Origin of the sequence: Pantoea sp. JGM49, from assembly GCF_018257655.1 — a bacterium.
GTDB lineage: Bacteria > Pseudomonadota > Gammaproteobacteria > Enterobacterales > Enterobacteriaceae > Pantoea > Pantoea communis.
Map to the genome: position 1 here is coordinate 58,392 of NZ_JAERJM010000009.1, position 18,789 is coordinate 77,180.

The following is an 18,789-nucleotide window of genomic DNA, read 5'->3' on the forward strand; positions in this document are numbered from 1 at the left end:
CGATGTGCACAAAATCAGAGCGGGTATTCATGGTTTTCCGCAAAGCCTGAAATTGACAAAAAAATGATAGACTCATCGTATCTCTGACCTCAGGCGCATACGATGAAGAAGAAAAGGCCGGTACTACAGGACGTTGCCGATCGCGTCGGCATCACAAAAATGACCGTCAGTCGCTACCTGCGAAACCCCGATCAGGTCTCTGCGGCGCTGCGCGATAAGATCGCCGTCGCACTGGATGAACTCGGTTATATCCCCAATCGTGCCCCCGATATGCTCTCTAATGCGACCAGTCGCGCTATCGGCGTACTGTTGCCTTCGCTCACCAACCAGGTGTTCGCCGACGTGTTACGCGGCATTGAAACCGTCACCGATGAGGCCGGCTATCAAACCCTGGTGGCGCACTTTGGCTACAACGCGGACAAAGAAGAGCTACAGCTGCGATCGCTGCTCGGCTGGAACATCGACGGCGTCATCCTCACCGAACGCACCCATACGCCCGGCACACTGCGCATGCTGGAAGTGGCGGGTATTCCGGTGATTGAGATGATGGACTCAGTCACGCCGTGTCTCGATATGGCGGTGGGCTTCGATAACGTCGAAGCGGCGCGGCAGATGACGCATGCTATTCTGAAAAAAGGACATCGCCACACCGTTTACCTCGGCGCACGTCTGGATGAGCGTACCCTGCAAAAACAGCAGGGCTACGAAAAGGCGATGCGTGAAGCCGGGCTCACGCCGCACAGCGTGATGATGGAAGATGCTTCCTCCTTCAGCGCCGGTGCGCAGCTGCTATGCGAGGCGCAGAAACGCTATCCCGAAACCGACAGCCTGTTTTGTACCAACGATGACCTGGCAGTCGGCGCGATGTTTGAGTGCCAGCGCCAGGGGTTAAACGTACCTGCGCAAATGGCGATTGCCGGATTCCACGGCCACGATATTACGCAAGTGGTCACGCCGCGCCTGGCCACGGTGCTGACCCCGCGTGAGCGCATGGGACGCGAATCGGCTGCGATGCTGCTGGCGCGCATTGGCGGCGACCGCAGCGTGACCGAGCCGCTGGATGTCGGGTTTGAAATTGCAGAAGGTGGCAGCATCTGATTTTGGCGATTATTTGAGTCAGTTCACACTTTCGTGCTTTTCCACCTAACAAGGGTTGCCAGTCCCGCAGTGGGCTCCGAAAATGATAATCAAATTTGTTATCGGTAACATTGGCAGGCAACCTGCCGGAGCGCAAAACCATGACCACGCCATCTCCATCGCACCACGTCTTTATCCTGATGGGCGTTTCCGGCAGCGGAAAATCTGCCGTCGCTAATCAGGTTTCTCATCAGTTGAGCACGGCATTTCTGGATGGCGATTTCCTGCATCCACGTAGCAACATCATGAAAATGGCCGACGGTCATCCGCTGGATGATAACGATCGCCAGCCGTGGCTGCAGGCGCTGAATGATGCCGCCTTCGCCATGCAGCGCACCCAGGCTATTTCGATTATCGTCTGCTCGGCGCTGAAAAAGTCCTACCGCGACATCCTGCGACAGGGCAACCAAAACCTGAAATTCATCTATCTGAAGGGCGATTTCGAAACCATCGAATCGCGTCTGAAAGCACGTAAAGGTCACTTCTTTAAGCCGCAGATGCTGGTGACGCAGTTTGAGACCTTGCAAGAGCCTGGGGCTGACGAGCCCGATGTACTGGTGGTTGATATCAATCATTCACTGGATGAAGTCGTTGCGGCCACGGTTGCGACCATTGAGGAAGCAACCAACAAGGGTTAGTAATGAGTACCGCAACGCTGGTGTTAACCGCAGCAGGCTCCGTCCTGCTGCTGCTGTTTTTGGTGATGAAAGCGCGTATGCACGCCTTTGTCGCCCTGATGTTAGTCTCAATTTGTGCCGGTCTGTTCTCTGGCATGCCACTGGATAAAATTGCTGACACCATGCAAAAAGGCATGGGCGGGACGCTCGGATTTCTCGCCATCGTGGTGGCATTGGGCGCGATGTTCGGCAAAATCCTGCATGAAACCGGCGCAGTCGATCAAATCGCTATCCGCATGCTGAAAGCCTTTGGTGAAAACCGGGCGCACTACGCGATGGGGATTGCCGGGCTGATCTGCGCGCTGCCGCTGTTCTTTGAAGTGGCGGTGGTCTTGCTGATCAGCATCGCCTTTGCCGTGGCGCGTCGTACCCATGGCAACTTAGTGAAGTTGGTCATTCCACTGTTTGCTGGTGTGGCGGCCTCTGCGGCGTTTCTGCTGCCGGGGCCGGCCCCGATGCTGCTGGCTTCCCAGATGCACGCGGACTTTGGCTGGATGATCCTGCTGGGCCTGTGTGCAGCGATTCCCGGTATGCTGATTGCGGGTCCGCTGTTTGGCAATTTTATTGCCCGCCATGTCAGTTTCAGTGCGCCGCCGGAAGATCATCAGCCTGAAGTGGAAGAGGGAAAGCTGCCGTCGTTTGGCTTCAGCCTGGCACTGATCCTGTTCCCGCTGCTGCTGGTGGGCCTGAAAACCATCGGGGCGCGCTTCACCACACCGGATTCACGTCTCTACGAGTGGCTGGAGTTTATCGGCCATCCGTTTACGGCGATCCTGCTGGCGTGTCTGGTAGCGATTTACGGTCTGGCCTATCGCCAGGGAATGGACAAAGAGAAGGTGATGCAGGTGTGCGGCAGTGCGCTGCAACCGGCAGGCATTATTCTGCTGGTGATCGGTGCGGGCGGTGTGTTCAAGCAGGTGCTGGTGGATTCTGGCGTCGGCCCGGTATTGGGTCACGCGCTCACTGGCGCCGGGATGCCGATTGCGCTGGCGTGCTTCATCCTTTCCGGTGCGATCCGTGTGATTCAGGGATCGGCGACCGTGGCCTGTCTGACGACCGTGGGCCTGGTGATGCCAGTGATTGAACCGCTGCACTACAGCGGCGCGCAGTTGGCGGCGCTGTCGATCTGCATCGGGGGTGGCTCCATCATTATTAGTCACGTCAACGATGCCGGTTTCTGGCTGTTTGGCCGCTTCACCGGTGCAACGGAAGGTGAAACGCTGAAAACCTGGACGCTGATGGAAACCATTCTTGGTACCACCGGTGCCATTGTCGGGATAATCGCGTTCACTCTGCTGTCGTAAGAATTTTTAGGTGCGCCGCAATGCGCACCCTATAAAATTCACCTATCCGCACGGCAGGTTGCCATTGATGGCGACCTGACCGAATAGCACAGCCGATTGGTCGCGCATGTATGACGATGTGGCTGCATCCCGCAGCCGTTGATCATCGCACCAGACTGTTCGTTAATCCTCATCCCGCTCATCATCCGGCTGATCCAGCACCGTATACGCCACCGCACAGAACAGCGAGTTCAGACGCTTCATATCTCCCAGCAACCCTAGATGCAGGGAGCTGGTTTCGATGCTCTGCACATTTTTCTGATGCAGGCGCTCGACGTGAGCGTGTGAGAAACGGCGAATCAGGATGCGAAAACGGTGTTTGGAGCGGCGTAGTCGGCGCGCGCTGGGGATATCTTTCGACAGAAACACCGACAAACTGAGGCGCAGATTGTTGAGTACCTGCTCCTGCAATGTGTTCAGCTCTTCCAGCCCTTCGGGGGAAAATGCCCGACGGGCGTTCAGCGATTTCACCGCCACGTCCGCACACATGCGTTCAATGATATCGCCCGCCTGCTCAAGGTTGAGTGCCATCTCGATGACCTCGGCCCAGCGGCGCGAATCCTCCTCGGCCAAATCCTCTTTCGGCATGCGCGCCAGATAGAGTTTGATGGCGGTATACAGCACATCGACATCATCATCCAGACGCCGCACCGCGCGCTCTTCACGCAGTTCGCCATGCACCACTTTATTGAAGGACTCCATCATATGTTCAACGACATCACCGATGCGCAAGGTTTCGCGCGCCGCATTGGCCAATGCCAGCGCAGGGGTATCCAGCGCGCTGCGCTCGAGATGTTTAGGGCGTAAATGGGCATCGGTTTCCGGCTCGTCGGAAATCATACGACGGCACAAGCGCGCCATCGGTTCGGCGAATGGCACCATAATCAGGCAGCGAATCAGGTTGTAAAATACATGGAAAAAGATCACCAGTTCTTCGTCATCGACCGGCATCTTGTCCAGAATATCAGCGATATAATTCACCAGTGGCAAAATCGCCAGGCTGCCAATGAGCTTGAACAGCAGGCTGCCCAGTGCCACGCGTTTTCCCGCAGCATTTGAGCCACTGGCGTTAATCATTGCCAGCAAACCACTACCGAGGTTGGCACCAATCACCAGACAGAGCGCCACTTTGAATGAAATCACATCCGCTGCCGTCAGTGTAGCGGTGATCAGCACCGCCGCGAGGCTGGAATAACTGATGATGGCGAATACCGCGCCAATCAGTGCATCCAGCATGACATCTCCGGTTAGCGTGGAGAACAGCACCTGCAAGCCCGCCGCCTGGGTAATGGGTTTAGCAGCGGCCACGATCAACTGTAGCGCTAACAGAATTAAGCCAAGGCCAATGGCAGCTCGACCCATTTGTCCGGCCCGCGTCTGCTTACGGCTGAGGAAGAACACCACACCAAAGAAGATGAAGAGCGGCGATAGCCAGGAGAGATCGAAGGTCAGGATACGCGCCATGATGGCGGTACCGACATCGGCACCGAGCACCACCACCAGCGCAGGCGTCAGACTCACCAGATTCTGTGCGACAAACGAGGTGACGAGCAGGGTGGTGGCATTGCTGCTCTGCACCAGCGCGGTGACGCCAATCCCGGCGAGAAACGCCATTGGCTTCTTTTCCACGCTGCGGCTGAGCACCCGGCGCAAATCGGCACCGTACACGCGCATGATGCCAGTGCGCACAATGTGCGTGCCCCACACCAGCAGGGCCACAGCAGATAAGAGATTGAGCAGGGTCAACACGTCGGGCGGTTCCTTATCCTCAGACTTACATTGCACCAACTGCAAGCCTGTGGGTGAGTACCGAGGTGTCGGGCGCACCGAAGTGCGGCCATGGGCAGCCTAAAGGCCGCCGCGACAACGATTAACAGGCTGCATTAACGCTGAATACTGCCGCGTTGCGTTGCCAATTTCTCGTTAAATTTAAGCAACCTGGCGCAACGTCGACATCTCTAACTGTAGACCAATTTGCATGCCAGCAGGGTGCAAATCCGCCACGCTGCGATTCAGCACATCCACTGACAATTCAACCCCATGCGCCAGTACACGATAACGGATCACGTTACCTAGCAGGCTGTGACTGAGAATAGTGGCCGGAATGCCATCCTGCGGTGCACTCAAGCGGATTGACTCAGGTCGAATCGCTACCTGACCCGTGAATGTCTGGCCGGTGAGCTGCGTTGCCTGTTCCGCACTTAGCAGGTTGTAGTTGCCGATAAACCCGGCGGCAAACAGATCGGCTGGCTGCGTGTAGAGGGCTTCGGCGTTACCGTTCTGTACGATTTTGCCACGATTCATCAGCACGATACGGTCAGACAGCGTCAGCGCCTCTTCCTGATCGTGGGTCACGAATATCGTGGTGAGCTTCAACTCTTGCTGGATATTGCGGATCTGTTCGCGCAGATGGCGGCGGATGCGCGCGTCCAGTGCGGAGAGCGGCTCATCCAGCAACAGCAAACGAGGGCGCGTCACCAGCGAGCGCGCTAAGGCAACACGCTGGCATTGTCCGCCAGAAAGCTGGTGCGGATAACGGCGGGCGAAATCGGTCAGCTCGACCAGTGCCAGCGCTTCCATCACCCGTTTCTGAATATCGCCGCCTGGCAGTTTCTGCATTTTCAGGCCAAACGCCACGTTCTTCTCCACCGTCATGTTGGGGAACAGCGCGTAGCTCTGGAACACCATGCCAATGGTACGTTTCTGCGGTGGCAGCGGCACGATATCCTGACCCTGTAGCAGAATTTTGCCGCTATCGACATCGGTCAAACCGGCGATGCAGCGCAGCAGCGTTGATTTGCCGCAGCCGCTCGGGCCGAGCAGGGTAACAAACTCACCTTCATCGGCGCTGAAATCGATATTTTCAAAGATGCTGGTGGGGCCGTAGCTTTTGTTCAGCTGGGTGACGTTCAGATAACTCATGGTCAGCCTCGTTCAGGATTGAGGGCATTCGCCAGCCAGGTGACCAGCAGGACGACAGCAAAATAAGAGATCACCAGCGCACTGGTAAAGTGGCCGCTGCCGTTACGCATATTGTAGAGATACACCTGCAAGGTTTCATAGCGGGTACCGACTAACAGGTTAGCGAACACAAACTCACCTATCAGGAATGAGAAGGAGAGCAGCACCGCGATGAACACGCCTTTACGCAGATTCGGCAGTACCACAAACAGTGCCGCCTGCCAGGTGCTGGCACCCAGCAGATGAGACGCATCAATCAGCTCTTTCAGATTGATCGCCTGCATATTGTTGGCAATAGCACGGTAAATAAACGGCAGCGCGATGGTGAAGTAACAGCCGACCAGAATCCACGGCGTGCCGGTGATCATCAGCGGTGACGAGGAATAAAGCTGCAGCAGGCCAACGGATGACACCACCGGCGGCACGGCAAACGGCATCAGAATCAGCACGTTCATCACCGCATCCAGCTTCGGATAATAGTAAGCGATTACAAACATCGCAGGCAGCACCAGCATTAATGAGAACAGCAGCGCGCCAAAGCAAATCAGCAAGGAGTGGCCCAATGCGGTCAGGAAACGCGGATCGCTCCACAGCTCAATCAACCACTTCAGGGTAAAGCCCTGCGGCAGAATGGTGTCGCTCCAGTCAGTCGAGATGCCATACAGCAACGTCGCCAGCAGCGGGGCGGCGAGGATGATCAGCAGCAGCCAGATAATCAGGCGATGATAAATTTTTTCCGCGCGAGACACGTTCTACTCCTGTGATTTCGCGTTGAGATAACTGCGGCGCACCAGATACTGCTGCACCACGGTAATCAGCGCCATAATGAACACCAGCAACATGGCCAGCGCTCCGCCGGTATTCGGATCGAGCGAGATATCACCCGACACCAGCGCGGCAATACGTACTGGCACCACGTTAAAGTTACCGGTGGTCAGCGCATAAATGGTGGCGTAAGCACCCAGCGCATTGGCCAGCAGGATGACAAAAGTCCCTAACAGCGCCGGGAACAGGATGGGCAAACCAATATGCCACCAGTAGCGCCAGCGGCTGGCACCGAGCAGCGCGGCCGACTCTTCCCAATCTTTGCGTAAGCCATCAAACGCCGGATAGAGCAGCAGAATGCCGAGCGGGATCTGGAACCAGGTGTAAACCAGCACCATGCCGTCACGCGAGAACAGCTTGAACCCTTCTAGCATGCCGAAGTGGCGCAGCAGCAACGTCAGACAGCCGTTCATGCCCAGCAGAATCACAAAGGCGAACGCCAGCGGCACACCCGCAAAGTTGCTGGTCATGTTGGTAAACGACATCAGGAAGCGCTGAAAGCGGCCGCTGCCTGGCTGATGCAGCGAATAGCCGGCAATCAACGAGATCAGCAGGCCGTAAATGCTCGACCAGATGGAGATATCCAGCGACAGGCGAAACGCCTGCAGGTAAAACGGTGAAGTGAGGATATCGGTGTAGTTATCGATACCCCAACGCTCGTTCATGTCGCTCCAGAAGCTGTTGATGGCGATCCACAGCAGCGGCGCGAGCTGGAAGGCAACCCAAAAGAAGGCGAACGGCAGCAGCAATAGCGTGGCGAGGGTTTTGCCCTTCATTAACGCGGCTCCGCCAGCAAACCGTGGCACACCGGTTTATCGTGCTCAATGCCCAGCAGCGTGCAAACGATGCCACACAGTTCAGTTTGCTGCGGTTCGAGATCGGGCTGACGGGAGAAGCCCGCACCAAACACAAACAGCGGCACCTGCGTCTCTTCCGGCAAAATGCCGCCGTGCGAGCGGTCATCGTTCATGCCGTGGTCGGCGGTGACGATCACCTGATAGCCCGCAGCAAGCCAGCCGGGCATCCACTGCGACAGATAGCCATCGGCCATACGTGCGCGGTTGCGATATTGTGGCGATGACAGGCTATGCTTGTGCCCGGCATCGTCGATATTCATGGGGTGAATCAGTAAAAAGTCCGGATCGTGGTTCAGACGCAGGCTCTCGGCATCTTCAAACAAGTGGGAATCCGGATAACTGTCGTCCCAGTAAAAGTGGCCGTATTGAATCGGCAAATCGGGGGCGACGGTGTGGCGATCACGCGCATTGTTGAACGGGGATTGGTTATACAGCTCACTCACCCAGTGATAGGCGGCAGCGGCCGTGGTTAAACCGGCGGTGCGGGCGTAATGGAAGATGCTGCGCTGATTGCTCAATCGATTGACGCCGTTATGAATAATGCCGCTCTGCACTGGCGGAATCCCAGTCAGAATGCATTCATACAGCGGACGTGACAGCGAAGGCAGTTCGCAGGTCAGCGTGTAGTATTGGCCGTTGCCCTGTTTGCATTCAGCAAACAGATAGCCCATCGCATGCTGTGCCACCTGATTGCTCAGGCCATCCAGTACCACCAGGATTGTCTTCATTCCCGTTCCTTACATCATTCAAATTGCGGGCACTGCGCTTAGCGGCGCAACGTATTGCGTATCGATGCGCGACATCGCGCCGCCAGGGTGTGTGCAAATTACTGCTTCATATTGATAATCACGTTCTCTTGCCACAGACGCGGCAGCATTTTCGAGCTCTTATCCCATGCAGCCTGATCTTTGATCGGGCGGGCATTTTTGTACTCAGACTGCGGCAGCAGTTTGGCTTGCACATCGGCTGGCAGAGTTAAATGCTCAGCGCGGATTGGACGTGCATAACCTTTCGCCAGGTTGATCTGACCGGCATCAGAGAAGATGTATTCACGCGCCAGTTTGGCGGCGTTCGGGTGTTTGGCGTATTTGTTGATGATGGTGCTGTAACCGGAAATCACGGAGCCATCAGACGGGATCACCACTTCATAGCGGTTTTTGTCGATCTGATCGCGATAATTCAGACCGTTGAAGTCCCATACCACGGCAACCTGAATTTCACCTTTCTCAATGTTGGCAATCACCGGATCGGTCACGCCCAGACGGCCTTCTTTAGCCAGTTCGCCAAAGAATTTCAGGGCTGGCTTCAGGTTCTTCTCATCACCGCCCATCGCGTAGTTGGCCGCCAGTACGCCGTTAGCCGCCTGAGCAGCCACACCGACGTCACCGATAGTGACCACATACTTACCTTTCTTCAGATCGGCCCAGCTGTGCGGTGCATCTTTAACCTGCTGCTTGTCGATCAGGAAGGCGATGGTGCCGGTATACGCCAGCATCCAGTTGCCTTCGCTGTCTTTCGCCCAGCTTGGAATCTGATCCCAATGCGTTGGTTTGTACGGTTGTGCCAGACCTTTGGTCACAGCAACCGGACCGAACGCGGCGCCCACATCACCGATATCGGCGCTGGCGTTCTCTTTCTCTGCATCAAATTTAGCCAGCTCCTGCGCCGATGACATATCGGTATCGCTGTGCTTCAGGCCATATTTGCTGTTGATGTCATTCCATGTGTCTTTCCAGTTCGCCCAGCTGTCTGGCATACCGACGCTGTTGACCTGGCCCTCAGCACGCGCGGCTTTTTCCAGCGCGGCAAGGTCGTTATCGGCGGCGTGCGCGGCGGGCAGCGCAAGCAGTACGGCACTGGCTACTACAGAGGAGATAAACGCTTTCATCTCGGTTGCTCCGGGTGTAAGTTGTGGGACGTCTTGGTCTAGTCCAGCAAGAACCGAGCCAATGTAGCCCGATCAGATGAAGGTTTTATGACCATGGTGGTGAAATGTGGTGTGACGCGTAGCTCCACATGCGGATACAGCGCGCGAAAGCGTGGGATATGCCTGTCATATTGTAGTCATCGAACTGTCATAGTGCAGAATTGCCCCAAAATGAGGCTAAAAAATGTCGTCGAAAACGGTGGATGTGATTGCTGCGGCGCTGAGCGAACGCATTGAAAACGGTGAATTTGCCAGCGGACGTTTGCCGGCAGAACGCAGTTTAAGTGAACATTATTCCACCACGCGTATTACCCTGCGTGAGGCGCTGGGCTTGCTGGAAGCGCAAGGCGTCATTTACCGTGAGCTGCGTCGAGGTTGGTTTCTCGCCCCACCCAGGCTGGTATATAACCCGGCCCATCACAGCCACTTTCATGCCATGGCCGCCGAGCAAGGGCGCATCGCTCTCACTGAAGTAATTGAGGCGCGGGAAGTCCCGGCACAGCTGGTGATTGCACGACATTTGCAGTTACTGGAAGGGGATAGCGTGTTTCGCATTCGACGCCTGCGACGTATTGATGGGCGCGCGGTGTTGTACGTGGAGCATTACCTCAATCCGGCCTTTTTTCCCGGCCTGCTAGAGGAAGACCTCACCCGCTCACTTACCGATCTCTACGATCAGCGCTATGGCATTCGCTACGGCGGCGCTCGCTTTACCATTCTGCCCGGCCCGCTTCCTGCGCGCGCGGCACCGGCACTCAATGTCGCCAGCGGAACTCCCGGATTACTCATTACACGCATTAACCGCGATCAGCACAAACGGGTCATCGACTGTGACTGCGAGTACTGGCGCTATGACGCACTCTGTGTGGATGTTGATGTGTAGCATATTGTGATTTTGATCACACTACAGCATGATAACGCCAGAGAGTTTCCGTACTTTGAGGCGCATAAAAATGACAACAAAATCAGCACCGGGGCAGCTTATTGCTTCGGTATTACAGTGGGTTCTGAATATTGGCCTGGTGACGTTGGCCATCATCCTGGTGGTGTTTCTTGGCAAAGAGACGATTCATTTAGCTAATGTGCTGTTTAGCACTGGTGAGCAGGCGTCTTCTTACCTGCTGATCGAAGGCATCGTGATCTATTTTCTCTATTTCGAATTTATCGCGCTGATAGTGAAGTACTTCCAGTCCGGCTATCACTTCCCGCTGCGTTATTTCATCTATATCGGCATCACCGCAATCATTCGTCTGATTATCGTTGACCATAAAAACCCGTTCGACACGCTTTATTATTCAGCGGCGATTTTGATTCTGGTGGTCACGCTGTGGTTAGCCAATAGCAATCGCTTAAAGCGCGAATAATCCCCCCTTCTGTCTGGCGTGGCACAACCAGCAGTGCCACGCCTGATTCTCTGCGTTAAACTAGGGCAACTTTTTCTCCGGAGATGTCCTGATGTCGCATCACGCGCTGCGCCAGTTACTTGCACTGCATTGGCTGCCAGCCACTTCCCCCTTGCTTTCCCCCCCTCTGCTCGACTGGTTACTGGAGGAAGACTCCATGACGCGTCGCTTCGAGCAGCATTGCCAGCAGGTGACGGTGGAACTGATCCGCGAAAGCTTTATTACCGCTGACGAGATGGCGCCAGAAGCGGAATTCCTGCCCGCCGATGAGCGCTTTTGGTTACGTGAAATCGTGCTGTGCGGCGATGGCGAACCCTGGTTGATTGGGCGAACCGTGGTGCCAGAAAGCACGTTGAACGGCCCGGAGCAGATGCTGCAAAATCTTGGCACCCGTCCGCTGGGGCGCTATCTTTTCGCCTCCTCGACGCTGAGCCGCGATTTTATCGATCCCGGTCAGGTGGACGATCTGTGGGGACGTCGCTCGCGCCTGCGTTTATCAGGCAAACCGCTGCTGCTAACTGAACTGTTTTTACCAGCGTCGCCGTTGTACCGCGCGCTGAATCAAGGATAAAGGATTGTGGAAAAAACCTTAACCATGACCAAATGGCAGGCTTATCGGCGCCTGATGCGCATCGATAAACCGATTGGCACGCTGTTGCTGCTGTGGCCCACCATGTGGGCACTGTGGTTATCAGGCATGGCGGTGCCGCCTTTGTCTGTGCTGGTGGTATTTGTGCTCGGCGTCATTGTGATGCGTGCCGCGGGTTGCGTGATCAATGATTATGCGGACCGTAAGGTGGATGGTCATGTCAAACGGACCGCATCGCGTCCGCTGGCGAGCGGCGCGGTGACGGAGAAAGAGGCCAAAATCCTGTTTGTCGTGCTCGGGTTGCTGGCATTTGCGCTAGTGCTGACCATGAACCGTATGACGATTTTGCTGTCATTTGGTGGCCTGGCACTGGCGTGGGTCTATCCGTTTATGAAGCGCTACACCCATTTACCCCAGGTGGTATTGGGAGCGGCATTCGGCTGGGCGATTCCAATGGGTTGGGCGGCGGTTAGTGAGTCCTTACCTATTGTTTGCTGGCTGGTGTTCTTCGCGAATATCTGCTGGACGGTGGCTTACGACACGCAATATGCGATGGTTGATCGTGATGACGACCTAAAGATTGGCGTGAAATCCACAGCGATTCTGTTCGGACGTTTCGATAAATTGATCATCGGCTTATTGCAGTTGGCCACGTTGGGGCTAATGGCGCTAGTCGGATTGATGTTGCATCTGAACGGGGCGTTTTACTGGTCATTGCTGGTGGCGGGCGGCTTCTTTGTGTATCAACAAAAGCTGATTGCTCAACGTGAACGCGATCCTTGCTTTCAGGCCTTTCTGAATAATAACTACGTTGGTCTGGTGCTGTTTATCGGCGTACTTCTCAATACTCAGCCGTTTATTGACCTGTTTTAAGGGGTTGCTGCCATAAAAAAGGCGACCCGTTGAGGGTCGCCTTTCTGTTTTTTGTGCCCGACGTTATTCGTGGGCTACAGCACTTTCAATGGTCAGACGGACATCACTGGTCACCAGCTCTGCCAGCATCTGCCACATAATGTGGGTGCGTTCCGCATCGGCATCGCCTGAATCACTGATGTAGCCTTCATCACGCAGTGACAGCACCAGCGCGGTAAACACCGCTTTGTCGAAGAACTCTGGCGCGTTAATGCCATGCAACACTGACAAACGCTGCGCCAGCGTGCGGCTCTCTTTCTCCAGCGTGCCGCGGTTAATCGTCGGCTTGGCACTCAGAATGGCGAAGGTGATGGCAAAACGCTGCAGCGTTTCACGGATACCGGCAGCCAGCAGTTGCAATGAACGATGGCGGGCCGGATTCATGCGTAACTGCCCATCATGCTCGGTAATCAGGCCTTGTCGCGCCATCTCAGCACAGAGGGCATTCAGCACGCCTGGCAGCTCTGCGTTATCCCAGCGCAGGAACAGCTCACTCTTCAGCATCGGGTAAACCAGACTCACCTGACGCAGCAGCTCCGCCTCACTGATCTCACGATGCTGCTGCACAATAGCGGCAATCAGCGATGGCATGACCAGCATGTGGTGGATGTTGTTGCGGTAGTAGGTCATCAGGACGGCCTGCTCGCGCGGCAGAATGATGATATCGCCGATACTGTCTTGTTCCGTCTCAAACTTGTTCATGCCCATGGCGTGATCAAGCAGCGCTTCAGCACTCATCTCCGGCACGGTCGCTTCCGGCGAATAAGGCACGTTACGCAGCAGCTGGGTGTAGCATTCCAGTTGCTCAATCAACTGTTCACGCGTCAGGGAGCGCTGACGTGAAGCCAGCAGTGCAGTGACGCACAGGTTCATGGCATTGGCGGCACCGGCTTCGTTAATACGCACCATCAGACGTGCCGCAATATCATTTACGGTCGGCGTCATCCATGCCGGGCGTTGTGGTTCAATCGGATCGATCGCATCACGCCATTCCGGCACGTTTTTGTTCAGATAGTTCATCAACGGTAGGGGTTCGCCGAAGTTAACGTAGCCCTGGCCAAGATTGCGCAGTTTACGTAACCCGCGCACCATCTGCAGGAAACTCTCTTTCTCTTTGGCCGCGCCACGTAACTCTTTGGCGTAAGTACCCACTTCCATGACGTGTTCATAGCCGATGTAGATCGGAACAAACGTAATCGGACGGCTACCGCCGCGCAACATGGCTTGCAAGGTCATCGACAGCGTGCCGGTTTTAGGATCCAGCAGTCGGCCCGTGCGCGAGCGCCCGCCTTCAACGAAATACTCGACTGAATATCCGCGGCTGAACAACTCGCCCAGATATTCACGGAACACCGTGGAATAGAGTTTGTTGCCCTTGAAGGTACGGCGAATAAAGAAAGCACCCAGACGACGGAAAATCGGACCTGCTGGCCAGAAGTTCAGGTTGATACCGGCCGCGATGTGTGGCGGCACCAGCCCCTGATGGTAGAGCACGTAAGAGAGCAGTAGATAGTCCATGTGGCTGCGATGGCAGGGCACATACACAATCTCATGGCCATCTTGCGCCAGCTGACGGACTCGCTCGCCACCGTTGACGTTGATGCCCTGATAAAGGCGGCTCCACAGCCAGCCCATCACGCGGTCTGTGACGCGAATGGCCTCATACGAGAAGTTCGCTGCGACCTCTTCCATCATCTCAACAGCATTCTGCTGGGCTTTCTCGTGCGAGATTTTTTTGCTACGCGCTTCATCTTCAACCGCTTTTTCAATCGCTTTGGATTGCAGCAGCTTATTGAACAGATCCTGACGCGCAGGCAGACGTGGGCCTACAGCAGCCAGGCGCTGACGCGCGAAGTGAATGCGAGCCACGCGTGCCAGCTTCTGGGCAATCGACTTATCCGTACCGTGCTCCGTCGCCATCTGGCGCAGGGAAACGGTCGGCGAGAAGCGCACAAAGCTGTCACGTCCGTGCCACAAAATGGCGAAGAATTTCTCTACACCATTAAGGATGCGCAGATGTGGCGTATCTTCTCCCTGGATTTCGCGTCCCGGCGCACGACCAAACATCACCGCAACCGGTAACATCTGAACGTCGAGATCCGGGTTACTGCGGTGCAAATCGAGGTAGTCGTGGAATAGCTTCACGGATTCAGGATTGGCAACGAAATAGGGGAATACGCGTGGGCCATCATGAATAAACACGTGACGCGGCAGTAGCGTGCCGTCGATCTCCAGCGGAGCCAGCGGATCGGGCAGATCATGTTTCAGGCACTGTGTCCGAAGAGTGAGCAGGTCAGCCTTTGAATCATAAGGCAAAACATACATCACTGGACGAGTCGGATCGATCCCGTGTTCTGAGACAGGATCGGTCGGAATGACCTTACTCTTTACCAAAAAAGAGAGTGGTAAATTCAATAGTTTGTAATAAAGTTTACGCCAACCTGACATAGACAACTTAAAGCCTCTTGTTAGCAAAGCGCGGCAAGCATACCAGAAAGTGCAACGAAGATCTGTGGCTTACACGACCTCAGATAGCCCACATATTGACGCCAAATCACATCAAGGGTTCCAAAGCATGGCAAATAACGTCACCGGTATTCAAAGAATAGTGAATGCAGCCGGTTATTCCTGGCAGGGCTTGCGCGCCGCCTGGAAACATGAAGCCGCATTTCGTCAGGAAGCCATTGCTGCACTGGTGGCGATTGTGGTGGCTTGCTGGCTGGATGTTGATGCGATTTCCCGTGTGCTGATGATTGGCTCCGTGGTGCTGGTGATCATCGTTGAAATCCTGAATAGCGCCATTGAAGCGGTGGTGGACCGCATTGGGCAAGAGCGCCATCCTTTAGCCGGACGAGCAAAAGATATGGGCTCAGCGGCGGTGTTGCTGGCTATCTTACTGGCTCTGTTTGTCTGGATCGCACTGCTCTGGTCGCATTTGCGATAGGTATTCCAGAATCTTCAAACCGCTGATTTTTCCCTCTGTTTTGGTTTTCATTTCGCCAATACCTGTATATACTCACAGCGACTGTATAAACAACCAGGGGGCGGGATGAAAGCGTTAACCACCAGGCAGCAACAGGTCTATGATCTGATTCGCGACCACATTAACCAGACCGGCATGCCGCCAACGCGTGCGGAAATTGCTGCGCAACTGGGTTTTCGCTCGCCCAATGCTGCGGAAGAACATCTGAAAGCACTGGCGCGTAAAGGCGTCATCGAGATTGTATCCGGTGCATCTCGCGGCATCCGCCTGCTAATGGAAGAAGAAGTCTCCGAAGGGTTACCGCTGATCGGGCGCGTGGCCGCTGGTGAGCCGCTGCTGGCGCAAGAGCACATCGAAGCGCACTATCAGGTTGATGCCAATCTGTTTAAACCTACCGCCGATTTTCTGCTGCGAGTGAGTGGTATGTCGATGAAAGACATCGGGATTATGGATGGCGACTTGCTTGCTGTGCATAAAACCCAGGAAGTCCGTAATGGTCAGGTTGTAGTGGCGCGCATTGATGATGAAGTGACCGTCAAACGCTGGAAAAAGCAGGGTGCAATTGTGCATTTGCTGCCAGAAAACACCGAATTCCAGCCGATTGTGGTCGATACCCGTGAGCAGGCTCTGACCGTTGAAGGTTTGGCTGTGGGCATCGTACGTAACGGCGAATGGCTTTAATCTCTCATTGAATTCCCCCGCTGCGGTTGGTCGCTGTGCTGACCGCAGTCTGATACATTGATTTTCCTCTTCAGGCTGATTGCCGGTTAATGGTCCTATTGACCAGCGCAACAATGGAACGGGCGAATGCGGCTGTTTTCCTCCTCAGATAAAGCATTGTGGCGGCTGGCGCTGCCGATGATTCTCTCCAATATTACTGTTCCGCTGCTCGGTGTCGTCGATACGGCAGTGATTGGCCATCTCGATAGCCCCATTTACCTCGGTGGCGTGGCGGTAGGTGCAACGGCGACCAGTTTCATCTTTATGTTGCTGTTGTTCCTGCGCATGAGCACCACGGGTTTGACTGCGCAGGCGTTTGGCGCGAACGATAAAACCGCTTTAGCGCGGGCGTTGACGCAACCTTTGCTGATCGCCCTGGTGGCGGGCGTGCTGTTTTTATTACTGCGCGCGCCCTTCAGTTTGATCGCAGCCTCATTAATGGGCGGCAGCCCGGAAGTGCAACACCAGGCACAAATTTTTATCAACATTCGCTGGCTTAGCGCACTGGCGACCTTAGCCAATCTGGTGATTTTGGGCTGGTTGCTTGGCGTGCAATATGCGCGAGCGCCGATGGTGCTGCTCATTGTCGGTAACCTGGTGAATATCCTGCTCGATCTCCTGTTTGTGCTGAAGCTTCACTGGGGCGTTGCAGGTGCGGCGGCGGCAACGGCGGTGGCAGAGTACGTCACGCTGGGTGTGGGGTTATGGATGGTGGTACGTGTGCTTAAGTTGCGCGGCATTTCTTTCAATCAGCTAAAACAGAGTTGGCGTGGTGATGCGGCACGCCTGTTCCGGCTCAACCGCGACATCATGCTGCGTTCGCTAATGGTGCAAATCTGTTTCGCGTCACTCACCTTGCTAGGCGCGCGTTTAGGGCCAGATGTTGTTGCGGTGAATGCCGTACTGCTGATGTTCCTGACGTTTACGGCCTATGCGCTGGATGGTTTTGCCTATGCCGTGGAGGCCTGCTCCGGTGAAGCGGTGGGGGCGCGAGATCGCAGTCGCTTATTACTGATTTGGCATGCTGCCTGCCGTCAGGCTGGTATCGTTGCCCTGGCGTTCGCAGCCATCTATGCAATAACCGGCCCCGAAATTGTGGCGTTGCTCACTTCGCTTGAGCCACTGCGAGAGATGGCCGATCGCTATCTTGGCTGGCAGGTGATTCTTCCGCTGATCGGTGTCTGGTGCTATCTGCTGGACGGTATGTTTATCGGTGCCACGCGCGGGCGCGAAATGCGCAACAGCATGGTGATGGCGGCAGTGGGTTATGGGCTTGCCTTGCTGACACTCCCGTGGCTCGGTAATCACGGCTTATGGCTGGCGGTGACGGTGTTTCTTGCCTTGCGTGGCTTGACGCTCTGGTGGATGTGGCGACGTCACTGGCGACACGATAGCTGGTTCACTGTTTGAATAAGCGAAGCGTAAACTACAGATTATTCTGTATTTTTTGCGTAATCCTATCTGGCTACTATAATTATCTCATACGGCGCAATTGAGTAGCGCGTTGTGTGGGTGATTACCTGATTTATCAGGAGATCATCGCATCTCACTCAGGATGATGTGGAGGATTATGATGAACAAAGACGAAGCGAGCGGTAACTGGAAGCAGTTTAAAGGGAAAATGAAAGAGAAGTGGGGCAAGCTGACGGATGACGATATGACGGTCATCGAAGGTAAGCGCGAGCAGCTTGTCGGTAAAATTCAGGAACGCTACGGCTACGCGAAAGACCAGGCCGAAAGCGAAGTGAAAGACTGGGAAAGTCACAATAAAGATTACCGCTGGTAACCGGAATTAAGGAAGATGCTCCTACCCCGCCGATCACCCGTCGGCAAGGCACAAGGAAGTGCCACTCACCCTTTTCTCACTCTCTTTTTCGTATCAATCTCATGATCGTGATCGCAGCTATCGTGATGATTGCACGCTGCGACTTCTGCGCAGTTTTCACACAAACCATGGGCTTCAATAACCGTGTGGCGCAATGAGAAACCGGCTTGATCGGCCAATCCCGAAATAATCTTTTCTACGCCCTGTGCGTGTTTTTCACTGACTGCCGCACAACCATCACACACCAGCATCACCGAAGTATGCGCAGGCTCGTCGAAATGGTGGCAAACCACATAACTGTTATTTGATTCGACACGATGAATAAAACCCTGCTCCAGCAGAAAATCCAACGCGCGGTAAATGGTCGGAGGTTTAGCCTGCGGCTCGCTGATGCGAAGTTGATCCAGCAGATCGTAAGCACTGATCGAACCATTCTGCTCAGCCATTAAACGCAACACTTCAGCGCGTTGAGTGGTCAGGCGCACGCCGCGGTCAAGGCAAAGGGATTCTGCCTGAGTAAGCAGTTGTGCGGGCGTGAGGTTTGACATAAGTGTTCTCCAGGTTGCAGGCGATGTTATTTTATCACACAAACTTTTACCCTGCTGTGATTGCTTTTTACCCGGTTAAAGA

Annotated in this window: 19 protein-coding genes; 11 read left to right on the top strand and 8 right to left on the bottom strand. The window is 55.0% G+C overall.

Features of this window, described 5'->3' with window-relative positions:
• Positions 1–102: 102 nt before the first annotated feature.
• The 3 genes from gntR (at position 103) to gntU (ending at position 3,118) form a co-directional block, all read left to right on the top strand.
• On the top strand, positions 103–1,098 hold the full coding sequence (gene gntR, locus JK231_RS16250) for a gluconate operon transcriptional repressor GntR (protein ID WP_097118929.1): 996 nt from the start codon (positions 103–105) through the stop codon (positions 1,096–1,098).
• Positions 1,099–1,238: 140 nt separating this feature from the next.
• Positions 1,239–1,775 carry a gluconokinase gene (gntK, locus tag JK231_RS16255; protein WP_034826988.1) on the top strand — a complete coding sequence of 179 codons (537 nt, stop codon included), beginning with the start codon at positions 1,239–1,241 and terminating at the stop codon, positions 1,773–1,775.
• A gap of 2 nt (positions 1,776–1,777) precedes the next feature.
• The gene (gene gntU, locus JK231_RS16260; protein ID WP_211729069.1) at positions 1,778–3,118 is read left to right on the top strand and encodes a gluconate transporter; all 1,341 of its coding nucleotides are present in this window, start codon (positions 1,778–1,780) and stop codon (positions 3,116–3,118) included.
• A 162-nt stretch (positions 3,119–3,280) separates the two neighbouring features.
• Here the strand turns inward: gntU and JK231_RS16265 are convergent, their stop codons facing one another.
• The 6 genes from JK231_RS16265 to JK231_RS16290 form a co-directional block, all read right to left on the bottom strand.
• The gene (locus JK231_RS16265) at positions 3,281–4,906 is read right to left on the bottom strand and encodes a Na/Pi cotransporter family protein (RefSeq protein WP_097118931.1); all 1,626 of its coding nucleotides are present in this window, start codon (positions 4,904–4,906) and stop codon (positions 3,281–3,283) included.
• Between the two features lie 180 nt (positions 4,907–5,086).
• Entirely contained in the window at positions 5,087–6,079 is a 993-nt protein-coding gene (locus tag JK231_RS16270; RefSeq protein ID WP_058960059.1) for an ABC transporter ATP-binding protein, read from the bottom strand.
• A gap of 2 nt (positions 6,080–6,081) precedes the next feature.
• Complete coding sequence (locus JK231_RS16275; protein WP_097118932.1) at positions 6,082–6,867, bottom strand: ABC transporter permease; 786 nt, start codon at positions 6,865–6,867, stop codon at positions 6,082–6,084.
• 3 nt (positions 6,868–6,870) lie between these two features.
• The gene (locus tag JK231_RS16280; RefSeq protein WP_160868406.1) at positions 6,871–7,719 is read right to left on the bottom strand and encodes an ABC transporter permease subunit; all 849 of its coding nucleotides are present in this window, start codon (positions 7,717–7,719) and stop codon (positions 6,871–6,873) included.
• Entirely contained in the window at positions 7,719–8,528 is an 810-nt protein-coding gene (locus tag JK231_RS16285; protein ID WP_211729070.1) for an alkaline phosphatase family protein, read from the bottom strand. Before JK231_RS16285 ends, JK231_RS16280 begins: the two co-directional genes overlap by 1 nt.
• Positions 8,529–8,626: 98 nt before the next feature.
• Positions 8,627–9,688 carry an ABC transporter substrate-binding protein gene (locus tag JK231_RS16290; protein ID WP_034826973.1) on the bottom strand — a complete coding sequence of 354 codons (1,062 nt, stop codon included), beginning with the start codon at positions 9,686–9,688 and terminating at the stop codon, positions 8,627–8,629.
• 223 nt (positions 9,689–9,911) lie between these two features.
• Between JK231_RS16290 and JK231_RS16295 the strand changes: the two genes are divergently transcribed.
• The 4 genes from JK231_RS16295 to ubiA all read left to right on the top strand — a co-directional run bounded on the left by JK231_RS16295 (position 9,912) and on the right by ubiA (position 12,592).
• Complete coding sequence (locus JK231_RS16295) at positions 9,912–10,610, top strand: UTRA domain-containing protein (protein WP_097118935.1); 699 nt, start codon at positions 9,912–9,914, stop codon at positions 10,608–10,610.
• Positions 10,611–10,680: 70 nt separating this feature from the next.
• Complete coding sequence (gene psiE / locus JK231_RS16300) at positions 10,681–11,091, top strand: phosphate-starvation-inducible protein PsiE (protein WP_058960065.1); 411 nt, start codon at positions 10,681–10,683, stop codon at positions 11,089–11,091.
• A 91-nt stretch (positions 11,092–11,182) separates the two neighbouring features.
• Positions 11,183–11,701 carry a chorismate lyase gene (gene ubiC / locus JK231_RS16305; RefSeq protein WP_038643645.1) on the top strand — a complete coding sequence of 173 codons (519 nt, stop codon included), beginning with the start codon at positions 11,183–11,185 and terminating at the stop codon, positions 11,699–11,701.
• Between the two features lie 24 nt (positions 11,702–11,725).
• On the top strand, positions 11,726–12,592 hold the full coding sequence (gene ubiA, locus JK231_RS16310) for a 4-hydroxybenzoate octaprenyltransferase (protein WP_176505791.1): 867 nt from the start codon (positions 11,726–11,728) through the stop codon (positions 12,590–12,592).
• Positions 12,593–12,655: 63 nt separating this feature from the next.
• On the opposite strand, the gene plsB is transcribed toward ubiA, so the two are convergent.
• Entirely contained in the window at positions 12,656–15,079 is a 2,424-nt protein-coding gene (gene plsB, locus JK231_RS16315; protein WP_211729110.1) for a glycerol-3-phosphate 1-O-acyltransferase PlsB, read from the bottom strand.
• Between the two features lie 127 nt (positions 15,080–15,206).
• Between plsB and JK231_RS16320 the strand changes: the two genes are divergently transcribed.
• The 4 genes from JK231_RS16320 to JK231_RS16335 all read left to right on the top strand — a co-directional run bounded on the left by JK231_RS16320 (position 15,207) and on the right by JK231_RS16335 (position 18,120).
• On the top strand, positions 15,207–15,575 hold the full coding sequence (locus tag JK231_RS16320) for a diacylglycerol kinase (RefSeq protein ID WP_034826963.1): 369 nt from the start codon (positions 15,207–15,209) through the stop codon (positions 15,573–15,575).
• 105 nt (positions 15,576–15,680) lie between these two features.
• Positions 15,681–16,295 carry a transcriptional repressor LexA gene (gene lexA / locus JK231_RS16325; protein ID WP_034826962.1) on the top strand — a complete coding sequence of 205 codons (615 nt, stop codon included), beginning with the start codon at positions 15,681–15,683 and terminating at the stop codon, positions 16,293–16,295.
• 126 nt (positions 16,296–16,421) lie between these two features.
• Positions 16,422–17,744: an MATE family efflux transporter DinF gene (gene dinF, locus JK231_RS16330; protein ID WP_211729071.1), complete on the top strand. Its 1,323-nt coding sequence runs from the start codon at positions 16,422–16,424 to the stop codon at positions 17,742–17,744.
• A gap of 163 nt (positions 17,745–17,907) precedes the next feature.
• The gene (locus JK231_RS16335; protein WP_097118939.1) at positions 17,908–18,120 is read left to right on the top strand and encodes a CsbD family protein; all 213 of its coding nucleotides are present in this window, start codon (positions 17,908–17,910) and stop codon (positions 18,118–18,120) included.
• A gap of 65 nt (positions 18,121–18,185) precedes the next feature.
• Here the strand turns inward: JK231_RS16335 and zur are convergent, their stop codons facing one another.
• Positions 18,186–18,707: a zinc uptake transcriptional repressor Zur gene (gene zur / locus JK231_RS16340; RefSeq protein ID WP_097118940.1), complete on the bottom strand. Its 522-nt coding sequence runs from the start codon at positions 18,705–18,707 to the stop codon at positions 18,186–18,188.
• Positions 18,708–18,789: the final 82 nt, after the last annotated feature.

What these genes read in the sequence shown, in the direction of transcription:
- JK231_RS16320 (WP_034826963.1), top strand. Translation starts at nt 15,207, where the DNA reads ATGGCAAATAACGTCACCGGTATTCAAAGAATAGTGAATGCAGCCGGT.
- dinF (WP_211729071.1), top strand. Translation starts at nt 16,422, where the DNA reads ATGCGGCTGTTTTCCTCCTCAGATAAAGCATTGTGGCGGCTGGCGCTG.
- JK231_RS16285 (WP_211729070.1), bottom strand. Translation starts at nt 8,528, where the DNA reads ATGAAGACAATCCTGGTGGTACTGGATGGCCTGAGCAATCAGGTGGCA.
- JK231_RS16270 (WP_058960059.1), bottom strand. Translation starts at nt 6,079, where the DNA reads ATGAGTTATCTGAACGTCACCCAGCTGAACAAAAGCTACGGCCCCACC.
- JK231_RS16295 (WP_097118935.1), top strand. Translation starts at nt 9,912, where the DNA reads ATGTCGTCGAAAACGGTGGATGTGATTGCTGCGGCGCTGAGCGAACGC.
- lexA (WP_034826962.1), top strand. Translation starts at nt 15,681, where the DNA reads ATGAAAGCGTTAACCACCAGGCAGCAACAGGTCTATGATCTGATTCGC.
- JK231_RS16290 (WP_034826973.1), bottom strand. Translation starts at nt 9,688, where the DNA reads ATGAAAGCGTTTATCTCCTCTGTAGTAGCCAGTGCCGTACTGCTTGCG.
- ubiC (WP_038643645.1), top strand. Translation starts at nt 11,183, where the DNA reads ATGTCGCATCACGCGCTGCGCCAGTTACTTGCACTGCATTGGCTGCCA.
- gntR (WP_097118929.1), top strand. Translation starts at nt 103, where the DNA reads ATGAAGAAGAAAAGGCCGGTACTACAGGACGTTGCCGATCGCGTCGGC.
- psiE (WP_058960065.1), top strand. Translation starts at nt 10,681, where the DNA reads ATGACAACAAAATCAGCACCGGGGCAGCTTATTGCTTCGGTATTACAG.
- plsB (WP_211729110.1), bottom strand. Translation starts at nt 15,079, where the DNA reads ATGTCAGGTTGGCGTAAACTTTATTACAAACTATTGAATTTACCACTC.
- ubiA (WP_176505791.1), top strand. Translation starts at nt 11,726, where the DNA reads ATGACCAAATGGCAGGCTTATCGGCGCCTGATGCGCATCGATAAACCG.
- JK231_RS16280 (WP_160868406.1), bottom strand. Translation starts at nt 7,719, where the DNA reads ATGAAGGGCAAAACCCTCGCCACGCTATTGCTGCTGCCGTTCGCCTTC.
- gntK (WP_034826988.1), top strand. Translation starts at nt 1,239, where the DNA reads ATGACCACGCCATCTCCATCGCACCACGTCTTTATCCTGATGGGCGTT.
- zur (WP_097118940.1), bottom strand. Translation starts at nt 18,707, where the DNA reads ATGTCAAACCTCACGCCCGCACAACTGCTTACTCAGGCAGAATCCCTT.
- JK231_RS16335 (WP_097118939.1), top strand. Translation starts at nt 17,908, where the DNA reads ATGAACAAAGACGAAGCGAGCGGTAACTGGAAGCAGTTTAAAGGGAAA.
- gntU (WP_211729069.1), top strand. Translation starts at nt 1,778, where the DNA reads ATGAGTACCGCAACGCTGGTGTTAACCGCAGCAGGCTCCGTCCTGCTG.